Origin of the sequence: Thalassospira xianhensis MCCC 1A02616 (assembly GCF_003326475.1) — a bacterium.
Lineage (GTDB): Bacteria > Pseudomonadota > Alphaproteobacteria > Rhodospirillales > Thalassospiraceae > Thalassospira > Thalassospira xianhensis.
This window is the reverse complement of the sequence record NZ_JPWA01000094.1, coordinates 1-731: the sequence shown is the minus strand read 5'-3', so window position 1 is coordinate 731 and position 731 is coordinate 1. Positions and strand designations below refer to the sequence as shown.

General features: G+C 54.4%; 2 protein-coding genes. Both read right to left on the bottom strand.

The annotated features are described in order from the left end of the window. The coding region (locus tag TH5_RS25165) for a methionine biosynthesis protein MetW (RefSeq protein WP_208638543.1) at positions 1–200 on the bottom strand (200 nt) is incomplete at its 3' end. A 3-nt stretch (positions 201–203) separates the two neighbouring features. Beyond that, on the bottom strand, positions 204–731 hold a 528-nt coding region (locus TH5_RS25160; RefSeq protein WP_483030208.1), incomplete at its 5' end, for an alpha/beta hydrolase family protein.

The window sequence follows — 731 nt, the reverse complement described above, 5'->3', positions numbered from 1 at the left end:
CGCACCCCCTCGTTGGACAGTTCAAGTCCGCGACCATCCACATCCTTGCTGCGAGTCAGATAGCCCAGCAATTCACCATCGCCGCACCCGATATCAAGTACACGCGTGCCGGGTTCGACCATATCGGCAATCAGCTGCAGGTCGACACGAATGCGGTCATTGGGGATAACGCCGGTCGCGTTTGGTAAAGAATGATTCATAACCTATTTCAATCCCCGGATTTCAGCAGCGCCTTCGATAAAGCCGCTTAACACCATATGGAAATCCGGCTCGTCGAGCAGGAAGGCATCATGCCCCTTGTCGCTTTCGATTTCGACACAACTGACATTGCACGATGATGCATTCAATGCATGGGCAAGCTGGCGGCTTTCGGCGGTGGTAAAGCACCAGTCGCTGGAAAACGAAATGACGCAGAAACGGGTTTTGCAGCCAACAAAAGCCTCGCCAAGGCGGCCTTCGGAATCGGCGGACAGATCGAAATAATCCATCGCACGCGTGATATAAAGGTAGCTGTTGGCGTCAAACCGGTCGACGAAGCTTTTGCCCTGATGGCGCAGATAGCTCTCGATCTGGAAATCGTGATCGAAGCTATAGGTGATCGCCCCACGGTTCTGAAGCTTGCGGCCGAATTTACGATGCAGGGCCGGTTGCGACAGATAGGTGATATGCGCGGTCATCCGCGCTACAGCCAAGCCGCGGGATGGCTTTTTGCCTTCCAGCAGGTAATTGCC